We start from the raw sequence: 15,370 nt of genomic DNA, 5'->3' as shown, positions 1-15,370 counted from the left end.
CCCTGGCGCCGCCGTCCGCACGCAGCGCATCCGCTCCTCCACCCCTCCTGACCATCGGTTTTGCCCAGACGGTGAGCACTGCCAGGCCAGCCTTGACGGAAGCTCGACGCCTCCGGACCTCAGATCCATGGGCCCACGCGTCACTCTCCGCCTACGCCGAATCGGCCGTCCTCGGGATGGCCGACTGCACCGCACCGCGCCGCACATGGGGAGCCGATCGACGGCCACCACCGAACACCCCACCCAGTCGCCTGCGCGCCTGGATGCTGAAGGGCCTGTCCGACATGAAGCAGAACCGGACCGAGCCCCCCGCCCCGGGTCCACGCGGGCTGACGCCCCGCCCCCTGGGCCACCGGCCCTTCACGAGAACACGCGGCACTATCGTGATCGGCATGCAGTCCTACACGATCGGCCAGGCGGCACGGCTGCTCGGCGTCAGCCCCGACACCGCACGCCGCTGGGCGGACGCCGGCCGAGTGCCGACCCACCGCGACGACAGCGGCCGCCGCCTCATCGACGGCCGCGATCTCGCCGCGTTCTCCGTGGAGTTGGCCAAGGGCACCGCGGCCGACGACGAGCCGTCGTACACCTCGGTCCGCAATGCCTTCCCCGGCATCGTCACAGCGATCAAACTCGGCGACGTCGCCGCCCAGGTGGAGATCCAGGCCGGCCCGCACCGCCTCGTCTCCCTGCTCACCCGCGAGGCCGTCGAAGAGCTCGGCCTGGAGGTCGGCATGGAGGCCACGGCCCGGGTGAAGTCGACGAACGTCCATATCGACCGCGCGTAGAGCCGAACACGAAGCCGAACGCAAGGCCGAACACAGAAATCCCGCAGGCGCCCGCATACCCGGCATAAGCCGCACGGCACCCTACGGTTGATGCTCATGACCCTGAGCATCCGCAACCAACTCCCCGGTACCGTCACCGCCATCACCTCCGGCGAGGTCATGTCCACCGTGGGAATCCGCCTCACCGGCGGCCAGAACCTCACCGCGGCGATCACCAAGGAGGCCGTGACCGACCTCGGCCTCGCCCCGGGCTCCGCCGTCCGCGCCCTGGTGAAGTCGACGGAGGTGGCCCTCGCCACCGGGCCGGTGGAGGGTCTCTCCATCCGCAACCAGCTCCCCGGCACGGTCACCGCCGTCGCCACGGGCGCGGCCATGGCCTCCGTGAAGGTCGCGTTCGACGGCACCGAGATCACCGCGGCGATCACCAAGGAAGCCGCCGCGGACCTCGCCCTCGCGGCCGGCACCACGGTCGTGGCCTTGATCAAGTCGACCGAGGTGTCGCTGGCGACGGCGTAACCCCGACGCGCCGGCCCGGCCCGCCCGACGGCGCCCCGCACGCCCGAAAGGCCGGCACGACGAAAAGGGCCCCGCCGAAGCGGGGCCCTTGCGCACAACCGGGACTCAGTCCTCGTACGCGTCCAGCGGCGGGCACGAGCACACCAGGTTCCGGTCCCCGAAGGCCTGGTCGATCCGCCGGACCGGCGGCCAGTACTTGTCGGCGGCCACCACCCCGCCCGGGAACACGGCCTCGTCACGGCTGTAGGCGTGCTCCCACGCCCCGCCGAGCGCCTTGGCGGTGTGCGGGGCGTTCCGCAGCGGGTTGTCCTGTGCGGGCCACTCGCCGGCCCCGACCTTCTCGATCTCGGCCCGGATGGCGATCATCGCGTCGCAGAACCGATCCAGCTCGACGATGTCCTCCGACTCGGTCGGCTCGATCATCAGCGTCCCGGCCACCGGGAACGACATGGTCGGCGCGTGGAACCCGTAGTCGATGAGCCGCTTGGCGACATCATCCACGCTCACGCCGGTCGCCTTGGTCAGCGGCCGGAGATCGATGATGCACTCGTGCGCCACGAGCCCGCCGGGCCCGGTGTAGAGCACGGGGTAGTGCGGCTCCAGCCGCTTGGCGATGTAGTTGGCGCTGAGGACGGCGACCTGCGTGGCCCGCTTCAGCCCCTCACCGCCCATGAGCCGCACGTACGCCCACGAGATGGGCAGAATCCCCGCGGAGCCCCAGGGCGCGGCCGAGATCGGCCCGACGCCCGTCTCGGGCCCGGCGGCGGGCTGCAGCGGGTGGTTCGGCAGGTACGGCGCCAAGTGCGCCCGCACACCCACCGGACCGACACCGGGTCCGCCGCCGCCGTGCGGGATGCAGAAGGTCTTGTGCAGGTTCAGGTGCGAGACGTCGCCGCCGAAGTGCCCGGGCTTGGCCAGCCCCACCAGCGCGTTGAGGTTGGCGCCGTCCACGTACACCTGCCCGCCGGCTTCGTGCACCTGAGCGCAGATGTCGGCGACGTGCTCCTCGAACACACCGTGCGTCGAGGGATACGTGATCATCAGGACGGCGAGCTCGTCCCGGTACTGCTCGATCTTCGCCCGCAGGTCCTCGACGTCGATCTCACCGTCCTCGGCGGTCTTGACGACGACGACCTTCATGCCCGCCATCACAGCGCTGGCGGCATTCGTGCCGTGCGCGGACGACGGAATCAGACACACGGTCCGCTGCTCGTCGCCATTGGCCCGGTGGTATCCCCGTACGGCGAGCAGACCGGCCAGCTCACCCTGCGATCCGGCGTTGGGCTGGAGCGAGACCTTGTCGTACCCGGTGACCTCGGCGAGCCGCTCCTCCAGCTCCTGGATGAGCGTCAGATAGCCCTGCGCCTGCTCGGCGGGCGCGAAGGGGTGCAGCTGCCCGAACTCCGGCCAGGTGACCGGCTCCATCTCGGTGGTCGCGTTGAGCTTCATGGTGCAGGAGCCCAGCGGGATCATGCCCCGGTCGAGCGCGTAGTCCCGGTCGGCCAGCCGGCGCAGGTAGCGCAGCATCGCGGTCTCGGACCGGTACTGGTGGAAGACCGGGTGCGTCAGGTACTCGTCCTTTCGCAGCAGCGCTCCCGGCAGCGCGTCCTCGGCCACGGCGTCCAGCGCCTCGACGTCTCCCTCGACCCCGAACGCGGCCCATACGGCGGCCAGCTGAGCGCGGTCGGTGGTCTCGTCGCAGGCGAGGGAGACGTGGTCGGCGTCGACGAGACGCAGGTTGACCCCGTTCGCCGCGGCGGCGGCGACGACCTCACCGGCCTTGCCTGGCACCCGCACGGTCAGGGTGTCGAAATAGGCCGCGTGCACGACCTCGACCCCACCGGCGGCCAGCCCCGCGGCGAGGACACGGGCGTACCGGTGGGTCCGCCGGGCGATGCCCTTGAGGCCTTCCGGCCCGTGATAGACGGCGTACATCCCCGCCATCACGGCGAGCAGCACCTGAGCGGTGCAGATGTTGCTGGTCGCCTTCTCGCGCCGGATGTGCTGCTCACGGGTCTGCAGGGCGAGCCGGTAGGCCTTGTTGCCGTCCGCGTCCACGGACACGCCCACGAGCCGCCCGGGCAGGCTGCGCGCGAACTTCTCGTGCACCGCCATGTAGCCGGCGTGCGGCCCGCCGAATCCCATGGGGACACCGAAACGCTGCGTCGTGCCCACGGCGATGTCCGCGCCGAGCTCGCCCGGCGACTTCAGCAGCGTCAGCGCCAGCAGATCGGCGGCAACGGTCACCAGGGCACCCAGCTCGTGCGCCTGGTCGACGACCGCCTTGATGTCGCGTACGGCACCGGAGGCGCCCGGGTACTGGATGAGCACGCCGTTGATCTCACGCGCAGCCACGTCGGCGGGAATCCCGTCGCTGAGGTCGGCGACGACGACCTCGACGCCGGTCGGCTCGGCGCGGGTCTCGATCACGGCGATGGTCTGCGGCAACGCGTCCGCGTCGACGAGGAACAGACCCTTCTTGTTCTTGCCCATGCGCCGGGACAGCGCCATGGCCTCGGCGGCGGCCGTGCCCTCGTCGAGCAGCGAGGCACCGGAGGTCGGCAGCCCGGTGAGTTCGGCGACCACGGTCTGGAAATTGAGGAGGGCTTCGAGCCGCCCCTGGGAGATCTCCGGCTGGTAGGGCGTGTACGCCGTGTACCAGGCGGGGTTCTCCATGACGTTGCGCAGGATGACGGGCGGGGTGAAGGTTCCGTAGTACCCGAGCCCGATCATGGACCCGAGCACCTGGTTCCGATCGGCGAGCGACCGGAGCTCGGCCAGCACCTCGGCCTCGGTACGCGCTCCCGGCAGATCAAGGGCATCGGCGTTCTTGATCACATCCGGCACCGCTGCGGCGGTGAGCTCGTCCAGCGAGCCGTACCCGACGTGCGCGAGCATCTTCGCCCGAGCCTCGTGGTCGGGGCCGATGTGACGCTGCTCGAAGGGAATCCCCTGCTCGAGTTCGGTGAGCGGAGTGCGTTGGGCGGTCATTGCGGAGGCCTCCTGGTCTGACGCGACCTTCGAGGGACACCACGGCTGCGGGTCCCGGCGGCCTCCCCCTCTGTCATCTCAACCTGAGAGCTTCACCAGGACACGCGTGCTGTCCGGCTTTCACCGTCGGTGAGAGCGGCAGCCGTCGACAACCGCTCTGCTTTCCAGAGTGACCTCACCCGTGCGGTACGTGGGCCTGAGAGATTCCGGGGAGGATTTGCTCCTTCGGCGCCCCCGGATGATCTCCGGAGGACTCTCCCGCGCGGGGTCAACAGCCGCTTGCCAGCCTACCAGCGCCCGAAAAGCCGCTTCCTAGAGGAGCCCTCGAGTGGCCACGCGCCCCGATGTGCTCTTTTGTAGTGCTTACGGATGAGTTGCGATTCGCGACCTAGTGGAGGGCCTGTGCAGACCGACATCGATCCGCGCAACCTGATCGGCCGCAAGGCGTTCGACCGCAACGGCACCAAGATCGGCACGATCGACGAGGTCTACCTCGACGACGCGACCGGCGTGCCGGAGTGGGCGGCCATACGCACCGGCCTGTTCTCCCGGGACGCCTTCGTCCCTCTGGAGCCCAGCGAGCTGATCGAGGGCGCCCTCCGCGTCCCCTTCGAACGCTCCTTGATCAAGGACGCCCCGGACTTCGGGGTCGGCCGCCACCTCTCCCCCGACCAGGAACTCCAGCTGTACCACCACTACGGCCTGGACGTGGCCGCACCGCCCGCACTCCCGGACAGGGACTTCGGCAAGCTGGCGGGAACAGAGGAAGCGGAAGCCTGAAACATCGCACGACCACCCGCTGCCGCCGACGGCGGTCCCGTACCCCAGGGGCCACCCGTACCCGGCCATGAAACCGTCACGGGTTGTGCGGGCGGGAACACACCTCAGGCCGAAGTCCGGATGTCCCGTCCACAACCGGCACCACCGGCAAAGGCTCAGCCACAGCCAACGCGGGATCCTCCACCCGAAACGTCCGCACCCGCCCCGGCTCGGAATCCGGCGTCTCGAACCGCACCGTCACCCGCCCCAGCCCACTCCCCTGCACCCACCCATGCCCGTACTCGGCATGCGTCACGTCATGCCCCGTGACCCACCGCCGCTCGACCGGCACCTCCACTCTCTCGCCGGCCGCCTCCCCCGACTCCTCCTCGGGAACCTCCGCGAGATCCCCCGCGGCCTGAGCGAACAGATCCTCCTGCGTGTAGTCGGCAAGCCCGGAAACCCCTACGCCCAGCAGCCGCACACCCCCCGTAGTGTCCACGGACTCCAGCAACCGTGCCGCGGCCTCCCGCACCACGGCCGGATCATCCGTGGGCCCCCGCAGGGTCTCCGACCGAGTCAGCGTCGAGAAGTCGTACCGCCGCACCTTCAGCACGATGGTCCGCCCCGACAACCCGGCCCCCCGCAGCCTCCGCACGCACCGGTCGGCCAGCCGCTGCACCTCCATCCCCACCCGCAGCCGGTCGTGGATGTCCACGTCGTACGTGTCCTCGACCGACACGGACTTGGTCTCCCGCTCCGCTACCACGGGCCGCTCGTCGTGCGCCAGCGCCATCGCGTACAACCCGTGCCCATGGGCCTTTCCGAGCAGGCGTACGAGCTCGTCCTCACCCGCCTCGACGATCTCCTCCACCGTGTGGATACCGGCCCGCCGCAGATGGTCCCCCGTCGCCGGCCCCACCCCCGGCAGGATCCGCACGGACATCGGCCCGAGCAACCCCCGCTCGGTCCCCGGCTCGATGACCACGAGCCCGTCGGGCTTGGCCTGCTCGGAGGCGATCTTCGCGAGCATCTTGGACGCCGCCAGCCCCACGGACCCCGTCAGCCCGGTGACCGCCCGTATGTCGGCGCGCAGCTTCTCCCCCGTCAACCTCGCGGACCCTTCGTCCCAGGCCGCTCCCCCGGCCTCCAGATCCACGAACGCCTCGTCGAGGCTCAACGGCTCCACCAACGGAGACAACGCCCGCAGCAGCGCCATCACCTGCTCACTGATCGACCGGTAGAACCCGAAGCGCGGGACGAGATACGCGGCGTTCGGCGCCAGCCGCCGCGCCTGCGCCATCGGCATCGCGGAATGCACCCCGAAGACCCGGGCCTCGTACGACGCGGTGGCCACCACACCACGCGGCCCCAGCCCGCCCACGACGACGGCCTTCCCGCGCAGACTCGGCTTGGACGCCTGCTCCGCCGAGGCGAAGAAGGCATCCATGTCGAGATGCAGAATCGTGGGCGCGGTTCTCACATCTCCGATGCTGCCCTACGCCACTGACAATGCCGCCCCCGGAGCCCGGAAGCGGCCCTTCAGACCGCCCGGTTGCGTCGCCGCGCCAGTTCGTCGGCGGGGTTGTGGCCCACGAGCGTCTCACCGGTGTCGATGCGCTCCCCGTGCAGCTGCGACAGGGCGCTCTCGACGTCCCGCCACACCACGCCCACGGCGATCCCGAAGATGCCCTGGCCACCCTGGAGCAGCGCATGCACCTCGTCCGGCGAGGTGCACTCGTACACGGTGGCGCCGTCGCTCATCAGCGTCATGCGCTCCAGGTCCCGGAAACCGCTCTCCCGCAGGTGCAGCACTGCGGTACGGATGTTCTGGAGCGACACACCGGTGTCGAGGAACCGCTTGACGATCTTCAGGACGACGACGTCCCGGAAGCTGTACAGACGCTGTGTTCCCGACCCGTGAGCGGGCCGTACGCTCGGCTCGACGAGGCCGGTGCGCGCCCAGTAGTCGAGTTGCCGATAAGTGATGCCGGCGGCCGCACAGGCCGTCGGACCACGGTAGCCGATCTGCTCGGACGCCATGGACGTCGCCCCTCCGCCACTGCTCGGCACGGCCGCCGGTCGCTGCGGAGCGTGGTCGGTCGCGCTGCCGTGATGGGGGTCCCCCCAACTCGAACGAAGTTGAGAGCCCTGGGGAGGGTACGGACCGCTCGCCCCGAGACTGCGTCCGGGGGCACCCCCAGCCGTACCGTCGCCGCTGCTTCTCACGCCGACCTCCGTCCTTGACCTGCCTTCTCGACGGTAGGCAGTCACCCGGGGTGCGTCAACGATCGCCACACTCGGCACGCCGAGTGATAATCACCCTAGGAGTGGTTTCCCGTACCCCACCGCGGGGAAAGGCTAGCCGAATGCGCTTGAGACGGGCCGTAGGACGCTCTCACACGCCGGTGGCAAATGCCAGCATTTCCGTGACGACCGCACACAGCCGACCCGTCTCGGACGGCCGGTCCGCCGGGCCGGCCCCGTCTCACTGGCTGCTGGTACCGAAGTCCTCGGGCGAGATCTGGTCGAGGAACTCGCGGAACTTCTCCACCTCGTCCTCCTGCTCGTCCGGGATCGCGATACCCGCGTCGTCGAGCACACCGTCACTGCCGTAGATCGGCGTTCCGGTACGCAGGGCCAGCGCTATGGCGTCGGAAGGGCGAGCGCTCACCTCTACGCCGCTGGCGAAGACCAGCTCCGCATAGAAGACACCCTCACGCAGATCCGTGATGCGCACCTCGGTGAGCTCCTGGCCGACGGCCTCCAGCACGTCCTTGAACAGGTCGTGGGTCAGCGGTCGTGCGGGGGCCATGCCCTGCTGGGCGAAAGCGATCGCCGTCGCCTCCCCCGGCCCGATCCAGATGGGGAGGTAGCGGTCGCCTCCCACTTCACGCAGGAGCACGATCGGTTGGTTGGAGGGCATTTCGACCCGGACACCTACGACATCGAGCTCGTTCACACAGCAACCCTAGGCCGTGCCCGGGACGTTTGGGTAGTCGGGCAGGAAACGGGGGCCCGATCCGGCGTCCGCACCCCTCAGGGCAGCCGCACCCCGAGGGCGGTCTGCACCAGGGCAGCGTGCAGCTTCACCGTCAGCCCCGCCAGTTCCTTCGTACGGGCCTCGGCGTGCGCCCGGGTCTGCGGATTGCGGTGGCGCTTCAGCGGAGCCACCACCTGGTCCACCAGCCCCGCCTCACGGTCGGCGGCGGCCTTCATCGCCCGCAGATGCCGCGGCTCGATCCCGAACCGCCCCAGCTCGACGACGAGCGCCGCAACGGTGGCCGCCTCGGCGTCGTACGCCCCGTCCGGCAGCGGCGCGATGAGCCCGTACGACTCCCATTCCGCGAGCTCCCGCTCACCGATCTCGGCGGCGGCCATCAGCTCGGACCGGCCGATCCGCGCCGCCGTAGGAGCCTCCCAGGGCTCCTGGAGGGCTTCCCCGTCCCGTTGCCGCCCCACCACCGGCAGCGCCACGGCCTCACCGCGCGCCATGGCGTCCAGATGCTCCCGGATGACCTTGAGCGGCAGATAGTGGTCCCGCTGCATCCGCAGCACATGGCCGAGACGCTCGACGTCGTCCGCGCTGAACTTGCGGTACCCCGAAGGCGTCCGCTGCGGCTCGATGAGCCCCTCGGACTCCAGAAAGCGGATCTTGGAGATGGTGACTTCGGGGAATTCGTCGCGCAGCACGTTGAGCACCGAGCCGATGCTCATCAGCCCACTGTCCGCGGCGGCGGTACCGTGACCGGCACCGCCGCTCGGTGTTTGAAGCATGGACCTTCCCTGACGGGGTCAGTAGCCCCGCTGGCTCGCGTAGAAGACCAGCCGGTACTTGCCGATCTGAACCTCGTCCCCGTTGTGCAGCGGCACCGTGTCGATCCGCTCGCGGTTCACGTACGTGCCGTTGAGGCTGCCGACGTCACCCACGGTGAACGAGCCGTCCGGCTGGCGACGGAACTCCACGTGCCGACGCGACACCGTCACGTCGTCGAGGAAGATGTCGCTCTGCGGATGACGCCCGGCCGTCGTCAGGTCGCCGTCCAGGAGGAAGCGGCTGCCCGAGTTCGGCCCGCGGCGCACGACCAGGAGCGCGGAACCCAGCGGCAGCGCGTCCACGGCCGCCTGCGCCTCCGGGGAGAGCATCGGCATCTGCGTCTGCCCGGTGGCCTCGGCGTCGTAGGCCTCGAGACCGGAGATGGAAATGGTGGAGGTCGTCTCCGACGGACGCTCGGGTCCACCGCGCAGCGGCGCACCGCAGTTGGAACAGAAGCGGCTGTTCTCCGCGTTGCGGTTACCGCACCTCGTACACACCAGGGCCGACATGGAAAACTCTCCACCCGTACTTGAGGTTGACGGCTGCCCGAAACCTATGCCGCCGGACTGCGCAGGGTCAACAGACGGCGCGCCCTGACCTCCGCGAACGTCACCGCCCACCTGGTCCCGGAACAGCGGGCGCTGGCCCTCCGCGTCTGGCTGTGCGCGATGGCGAGCGGTCGCGTTCGCATTGTCGCTGCCCTCTCGCGCGCTCTTGCCGAACAACTTCGCAAACAACTTCACGGGCGATTCCCCTTGACCGAAACAGACCCGCCCGTGGGGCAGGACGAACCCTGATTGCATACACCGGCCGACCCGGACATCCTGACAACGTCCGTATCCACCAGACAGTTTCCACCACGCACCACCCAATCGGTGCGCCGACCCCCCGCAACCTCATGCCCTGGCCGGACGTCCCTCATGCACCCGCGGTTCACCGGGAGGACGACCGAGCGTAGTCAGGCTGCTTCACGGCTCGCAAGGCGTCTACGACGATCTTGGTCGACCGCTCTACGGTGACCGTGGCCTGCTCCTTCTCCAGAGTCTGCACCACGCCTCCAGGAATGTTGAGCGCCGGTTCGAGGTCCTGCGGCTTGCCGATGACCTTGAAACGATAGGGCGCGTTGATCTTGTTCCCGTCGACGCTCACGCTCTTGCCGGAGTCGGTCAGATAGGTGCCGGCGACCACTCGCACGCCGTTCACCTGGATCGCCTCGGCACCGGCCGCGCGCAGCTCCTGGACCGCGTCGAGCAGCATGTCCGCCTCGACCGTCCCCTTCGTGTCCTCGATCGTCATGGTGATCCCGGGACCCTGCGCGGCCACCGTGCCCGCCAGGATGCCGAGTTGCCGCTCCTTCTCCAGCGTCTGCTTCCGGGCCTCCTCCGCCTGGTCCGAGCTGTTCTCCAGCTCGTCACGCTGCTTCTCGAGACCCGTCTTCTCGTCCTCAAGACGCTGAGTACGGTCATCCAGTTCATCGAGAATGCGAACAAGATCTTCCTGCCGGGCGCCGCGCAGCGCGCTGTCGCCGTCGCTGTTCGACGCCACCTGCACGGCCAACCCGAATCCGAGGCCGAACAGCAGCACGGCGACGATCAGTTGGGCCCGCGTGACACGCGGCGGCCACAGCCCCTGAACCAGCCGCTGGCGCCCGGTGAGCCCGGGCTCCTCGTCCTTGGCCGGAGACACCGCTTCCGAGGGCGCCGCGGGGGCCTCCTCGGGCAGCTCCTTGCGCAGCCTGTTCCCCGGCGTACCGTCCTGTTCGCTCATCGGCCTCACGCCCGGAAGACGTGCCGACGGATCGCCGCGGCGTTCGAGAAGATGCGGATGCCGAGGACGACGACCACACCGGTGGACAGCTGCGCGCCCACGCCCAACTTGTCGCCCAGGAACACGATCAGCGCGGCGACGACCACGTTGGACAGGAACGACACCACGAAGACCTTGTCGTCGAAGATGCCGTCGAGCATGGCCCGCAGCCCGCCGAAGACGGCGTCGAGCGCCGCCACGACGGCGATCGGCAGATAAGGCTCGACGACCGCCGGAACCTCAGGCCGGACCAACAGGCCGGCCACGACTCCCACGACGAGGCCCAGTACGGCGATCACGATGTGCCCTTCTCAGTTCTCGGCTGTGCTGTACGTACGATCACACTCGTTGCTGCGGGCAGCCGGAGATCCGCCTCCGCGGAGATGCTCGTCCGGATGCCGTAGTTCTCCTGCAGGGCGTTCAGATACAGGCCGTCGGCGCTGTTCTGGAACCTGGTGCTCAGCCGCTGCCCGTCCCCCACCGCGAGCACCGTGTACGGCGGCACCAGCGGCCTGTTGTCGACCAGTATCGCGTCGCCCGCGGCCCGGATCGCGGACAGCGCCGTCAGCCGCTGCCCGTTGATGGAGATGGCCTCCGCGCCCGATTCCCAGAGCCCGTTGACCACGCGCTGCATGTCCCTGTCCCGCACCCGGCCGGTGTCCGAGAACCCTGAGGTCTCCCGCGGATCGCCGTCACCACCGGTGGTGGCCTCCTTGGCGTCGTCCACGACCAGCTTCACCCCAGGACCGTGCACCGCCGTGGCCCCGGACAGGATGCCGACCAGGTCCGCCTGTCCGCTGCCGCCGCTGTCCCGGAGCGCGGCGCGCTGCATGGCGCTCACCTCGTCGCGCAGGTCGTCAACCGTGCCCTCCAGCGTGTCGGCCGCGTCCGTCTCCCGGTCGATGCGGTCGATCAGCTCCTCGCGCTCCTTGGCGACCACGGGCGCCGCGACGCGCGCCTGCGCCGCTCCGACGGTCACGACCAGCGCCGCCAGCACCAGCCCGGCAGCCAGGCCGAGCTTCGCCCGCAGCGTCTTGGGCAGACCCCCCTCGCCGGCGGCCTTCTTGCGAACGGCCGCCTCGGCATAGCCGTCATCAAGGCTGTGGTCCATGACGTTGGTGAGCAGCGACATGGACGCGTCCGGACGCGAGGGGCGTGGAGGAGTGCTCCGAACGGGGGGCGGCTGCGGCATGCCGCACATCGTCGCACGTCGCGACCACTACCTCCGAATGGCCCCACCGGCGTGCCGGACAGGCCCCCTTGGGGACACTTGTCCGGCACGCACGCGTGCTGCCGTTTTCAGCGCCCGGCGCTGTCCACGACCGCCGCCCACTCGTCCAGCAGCGCCTGGGCGGAGGCGTCATCGGGGCCTTCCGCCCACAGATGGGTGACCGCCTCGGCGGGATCCGGCAGCACCATGACCCACCGTCCGTCGGTCTCCACGACCCGCACACCGTCGGTCGTGTCGACAAAGCGATCCCCGGCCGCCTCCACGACCCGCCGCATCACGAGACCCTTGACGGCCCAGGGAGTCGCCAGATCCCGCTTCAGCACATGCGCCCGCGGAATCCGCGCGTCGATCTGGCTGAGCGTGAGCTGCGTCCGCGCCACCAGCCCGATGAGCCGCACAAAGGCAGCCGTACCGTCGAAGACACTGCTGAACTCCGGGACGATGAACGCGCCCTTGCCATCACCGCCGAAGATCGTCGAGTCATCGCGCCCCACCCTCGTCAGGTCGTCCGGCGACGTGGTCGTCCACTCCACCTGCGTCCCGTGGTACGCCGCCACCTGCTCGGCGATCCTCGTGGTCGTCACCGGCAGCGCCACCCGCCCACTGCGCCGCTCCGCGGCCACCAGGTCGAGCATGACGAGCAGCGCCCGGTCGTCCTCGATGATCCGCCCCTTCTCGTCGACCAGCGACAACCGCTCACCGACCGGGTCGAACCGCACCCCGAACGCGGCCCGCGACGACGCCACGATCTCACCGAGGCGCACCAGCCCCGACCGACGCACATCCGCGGTCTCCGTGGGCCGCGACTCGTCCAGACCGGGATTGATGGTCAGCGAGTCCACACCCAGCTTGCCCAGCAGACTGGGCAGCACAAGCCCCGCACTGCCGTTGGACGCGTCGACGACGACCTTCAGCCCCGACTCGGCGATCCCCGTCGTATCGACGTTCCGCAGCAACGACCCGGTGTAGGAGTCGAACACGCTCGCAGGAAAGTGCAGATCCCCGATCTCACCAGGGAACGCGCGCCGGTACTCCTGCCGCGCGAACACCCGGTCGAGCTTGCGCTGACTGCCCTGCGACAGGTCGGCGCCGCGCCCGTCGAAGAACATGATGTCCACGGAGTCCGGCACCCCGGGCGTGGTCCGGATCATGATCCCGCCAGCACTGCCCCGCGCGGTCTGCTGCCGGGCCACAGGCAGCGGTACGTTTTCCAGATCTCGTACGTCGATGGCGCTGGCCTGGAGCGCGGAGATGACCGCGCGCTTCAGTGCCCGCGCACCACGCGAGTGGTCGCGGGCGGTGGTGACCGTCGACCCCTTCTTGAGCGTCGTCGCGTAGGCGCCGGCGAGACGCACGGCCAGCTCGGGCGTGATTTCCACGTTCAGAATCCCGGAGACACCGCGGGCACCGAAGAGATGCGCCTGCCCCCGGGACTCCCAGATCACCGAGGTGTTGACGAAAGCACCGGCCTCGATGGTCTTGAACGGATAGACCCGCACATTGCCCTGCACGATCGATTCTTCACCGATGAGGCACTCATCGCCGATGACCGCGCCGTCCTCGATCCGGGCCGCACGCATGATGTCGGTGTTCTTCCCGACCACACAGCCGCGCAGATTGCTGTGCTGCCCGACATAGACGTTGTCGTGCACCACGGCCTTGTGCAGGAACGCCCCGCTCTTCACGACGACGTTGGATCCCACGACGGTGTGCTCACGGATCTCGACGCCGGCCTCGACCTTGGCGTAGTCCCCGATGTAGAGAGGGCCCCGGAGCACAGCGTCCGGATGCACTTCCGCACCCTCGGCCACCCACACACCGGGCGAGAGCTCGAAGCCGTCGATCTCGACGTCGACCTTGCCCTCCAGGACGTCGGCCTGGGCCTTCACATAGCTCTCGTGAGTACCGACGTCCTCCCAGTACCCCTCGGCCACAAAGCCGTAGATCGGCTTGCCTTCCTTCATCAGCTGAGGGAAGACATCGCCGGACCAGTCGACGGGCACATCGGCCTCGACATAGTCGAAGACCTCCGGCTCCATCACGTAAATACCGGTGTTCACCGTGTCCGAGAAGACCTGCCCCCAGGTGGGCTTCTCGAGGAACCGCTCCACCTTCCCCTCTTCGTCGACGATGGTGATGCCGAATTCCAGCGGATTGGGAACGCGCGTCAGGCAGACGGTGACCAGCGCGCCCTTCTCCTTGTGGAAATTGATCAGCTCGGTGAGGTCGAAGTCGGTCAGGGCATCGCCGGAGATGACGAGGAAGGCATCGTCCTTCAACGCCTCTTCGGCGTTCTTGACGCTTCCGGCGGTACCGAGTGGCTTCTCCTCATTGGCATAGGAGAGCTCCATTCCGAGCTCTTCACCGTCACCGAAGTAGTTCTTGACCAGCGAAGCCAAGAACTGGACAGTAACGACGGTCTCGTTGAGCCCATGCCTTTTGAGCAGCCGCAGAACGTGCTCCATGATCGGGCGGTTGGCCACGGGTAGGAGCGGCTTGGGCATGCTCGAGGTCATGGGGCGAAGGCGCGTGCCTTCGCCTCCGGCCATCACGACGGCCTTCATGTCGGAAGCGTCCTCCTCCAAGAGACGACGGTCTAGCCGACTTCACCCGTCCAGATTGTCCCGCACTTTTCCACGGCGGGCCATCGCGCCCTACAACTGCACCAATCGGCGAGTTCAATCGGCCATGGCGTCCGCACGAACCAGGCGGCGGACTTGAACCACGTAGAGGACTCCTGCCCACCAGTACAGCGTTGTACCCCATCCCGCGAACGCCCATCCGAAAATAGCAGCGAGTGAGGGGAGCCAGCCACTTCCGTCACTGAGCAGAAGCAAGGGGAAGGCGTACATCAGGTTGAACGTGGCGGCCTTGCCAAGGAAGTTCACCTGGGGCGGCGGATAGCCGTGGCGCCTGAGGATACCCACCATCACCAGCAGAACCAGCTCACGCGCCAGCAGTACAGCGGTCAACCAGATGGGCAGAATCTCGCGCCATGTCAGTCCGACCAAAGTCGAGAGAATGTATAGCCGGTCCGCGGCAGGATCCAGAAGCCGGCCAAGACTGCTGATCTGGTTCCAGCGCCGGGCGAGCTTGCCGTCCAGGTAGTCACTGACACCGCTGAAGGCGAGGACCAGAAGCGCCCAACCATCGCTCTCGGGGCCTCCGAACTCGGGCCTGAGGATCAACCACAGGAAGAGAGGCACGCCAACGAGCCGCGCCATGCTGAGGATGTTGGGGATGGTGAGGACTCGATCCGTCTGGACGCGAGTCTCCTGGACCTCCACCCGGGGGCCTCCTGTGGGAAACGTACCAACGATGCCCCCTGACCCTACCTCAACACAAAAAAGCTCCGGCTCTCGGGCGGTATGCCCAAGAGCCGGAGCTATGAAAGGAGTTCGGCGGCGTCCTACTCTCCCACAGGGTCCCCCCTGCAGTACCATCGGCGCTGTAAGGCTTAGC

Annotated in this window: 14 protein-coding genes and 1 riboswitch; of the genes, 3 read left to right on the top strand and 11 right to left on the bottom strand. The window is 68.7% G+C overall.

Annotated elements, in window-relative coordinates; translation table 11 throughout:
- The first annotated feature begins 392 nt into the window (after window positions 1-392).
- Together DI272_RS41230 and DI272_RS41225 are read left to right on the top strand one after the other, a co-directional pair.
- Window positions 393-788 carry a molybdopterin-binding protein gene (locus DI272_RS41230; protein WP_109501305.1) on the top strand — a complete coding sequence of 132 codons (396 nt, stop codon included), beginning with the start codon at window positions 393-395 and terminating at the stop codon, window positions 786-788.
- Window positions 789-884: 96 nt separating this feature from the next.
- Entirely contained in the window at window positions 885-1,304 is a 420-nt protein-coding gene (locus DI272_RS41225) for a molybdopterin-binding protein (RefSeq protein ID WP_109500260.1), read from the top strand.
- A 105-nt stretch (window positions 1,305-1,409) separates the two neighbouring features.
- On the opposite strand, the gene gcvP is transcribed toward DI272_RS41225, so the two are convergent.
- On the bottom strand, window positions 1,410-4,295 hold the full coding sequence (gene gcvP, locus DI272_RS41220) for an aminomethyl-transferring glycine dehydrogenase (protein ID WP_109500259.1): 2,886 nt from the start codon (window positions 4,293-4,295) through the stop codon (window positions 1,410-1,412).
- 174 nt (window positions 4,296-4,469) lie between these two features.
- Window positions 4,470-4,566: riboswitch (glycine riboswitch) on the bottom strand.
- A gap of 131 nt (window positions 4,567-4,697) precedes the next feature.
- Here gcvP and DI272_RS41215 point away from each other — a divergent pair.
- Window positions 4,698-5,075 (top strand): PRC-barrel domain-containing protein, encoded by a 378-nt coding sequence (locus DI272_RS41215; RefSeq protein ID WP_109500258.1) that lies wholly within the window; start codon window positions 4,698-4,700, stop codon window positions 5,073-5,075.
- 76 nt (window positions 5,076-5,151) lie between these two features.
- On the opposite strand, the gene DI272_RS41210 is transcribed toward DI272_RS41215, so the two are convergent.
- The 10 genes from DI272_RS41210 to DI272_RS41165 all read right to left on the bottom strand — a co-directional run bounded on the left by DI272_RS41210 (window position 5,152) and on the right by DI272_RS41165 (window position 15,195).
- Window positions 5,152-6,537 (bottom strand): DNA polymerase IV, encoded by a 1,386-nt coding sequence (locus DI272_RS41210; RefSeq protein ID WP_109500257.1) that lies wholly within the window; start codon window positions 6,535-6,537, stop codon window positions 5,152-5,154.
- A gap of 59 nt (window positions 6,538-6,596) precedes the next feature.
- Window positions 6,597-7,283, bottom strand: coding sequence for a MerR family transcriptional regulator (locus tag DI272_RS41205; RefSeq protein ID WP_109500256.1), 687 nt, complete (start codon window positions 7,281-7,283; stop codon window positions 6,597-6,599).
- 259 nt (window positions 7,284-7,542) lie between these two features.
- Window positions 7,543-8,016, bottom strand: a complete 474-nt coding sequence (locus tag DI272_RS41200; RefSeq protein ID WP_004002801.1) for a bifunctional nuclease family protein — start codon at window positions 8,014-8,016, stop codon at window positions 7,543-7,545.
- Window positions 8,017-8,093: 77 nt separating this feature from the next.
- Window positions 8,094-8,831, bottom strand: a complete 738-nt coding sequence (locus DI272_RS41195; RefSeq protein WP_109500255.1) for a MerR family transcriptional regulator — start codon at window positions 8,829-8,831, stop codon at window positions 8,094-8,096.
- An 18-nt stretch (window positions 8,832-8,849) separates the two neighbouring features.
- On the bottom strand, window positions 8,850-9,743 hold the full coding sequence (locus DI272_RS41190; RefSeq protein ID WP_109500254.1) for an FHA domain-containing protein: 894 nt from the start codon (window positions 9,741-9,743) through the stop codon (window positions 8,850-8,852).
- A 61-nt stretch (window positions 9,744-9,804) separates the two neighbouring features.
- A complete protein-coding gene (locus DI272_RS41185; RefSeq protein WP_109500253.1) occupies window positions 9,805-10,638 on the bottom strand; it encodes a DUF881 domain-containing protein in 834 nt (277 codons plus the stop codon).
- Window positions 10,639-10,643: 5 nt separating this feature from the next.
- On the bottom strand, window positions 10,644-10,976 hold the full coding sequence (locus tag DI272_RS41180) for a small basic family protein (RefSeq protein ID WP_003988855.1): 333 nt from the start codon (window positions 10,974-10,976) through the stop codon (window positions 10,644-10,646).
- Window positions 10,973-11,809 (bottom strand): DUF881 domain-containing protein, encoded by an 837-nt coding sequence (locus tag DI272_RS41175; RefSeq protein ID WP_258314820.1) that lies wholly within the window; start codon window positions 11,807-11,809, stop codon window positions 10,973-10,975. The genes DI272_RS41180 and DI272_RS41175 overlap by 4 nt, the downstream gene beginning before the upstream one ends.
- Window positions 11,810-11,976: 167 nt before the next feature.
- The gene (locus DI272_RS41170; protein ID WP_109500251.1) at window positions 11,977-14,472 is read right to left on the bottom strand and encodes a mannose-1-phosphate guanyltransferase; all 2,496 of its coding nucleotides are present in this window, start codon (window positions 14,470-14,472) and stop codon (window positions 11,977-11,979) included.
- Between the two features lie 114 nt (window positions 14,473-14,586).
- Window positions 14,587-15,195 (bottom strand): CDP-alcohol phosphatidyltransferase family protein, encoded by a 609-nt coding sequence (locus DI272_RS41165; RefSeq protein WP_109500250.1) that lies wholly within the window; start codon window positions 15,193-15,195, stop codon window positions 14,587-14,589.
- Window positions 15,196-15,370 lie beyond the last annotated feature (175 nt).

Source organism: Streptomyces sp. Act143 (assembly GCF_003143935.1).
Taxonomy (GTDB): Bacteria; Actinomycetota; Actinomycetes; order Streptomycetales; family Streptomycetaceae; genus Streptomyces.
Note: the sequence above shows the minus strand (reverse complement) of the source record. Positions and strands in the feature narration are given on the sequence as shown.